Annotated in this window: 1 protein-coding gene; it reads right to left on the reverse strand. The window is 57.5% G+C overall.

Translation table 11 applies throughout. The features are described 5' to 3' along the window. On the reverse strand, positions 1–275 hold a 275-nt coding region (locus AC1RPJ_RS08145; protein ID WP_481762904.1), incomplete at both ends, for a hypothetical protein.

The following is a 275-nucleotide window of genomic DNA, read 5'->3' on the forward strand; positions in this document are numbered from 1 at the left end:
CCATTAGAAACTGTTCAAGCCGCGCCAGATACGGACGCAGCAGCGCCGAAAGATCAGTATCCGCATCTTCGTCGTGTTCGTTATCCTCAGCGTCCGCATCGTAGTCCTCGGCATCTTCCCGCATCGCCTTCCGATCGTGACGCCCCAAGAATCGTGACAGCTCGCTGTTTTCGCGCGCTGCTTCCTCGATCTTCTGGATTGTCTCTTCGAGGATCGAATCGTACACAGCCTGTTGGTTTGGCGTCAGGCGACAGCCGCCGATCCACTCGCGCTTG

The sequence above is a fragment of the Dellaglioa sp. CoH-57-MRSF-17 genome, from assembly GCF_056782015.1.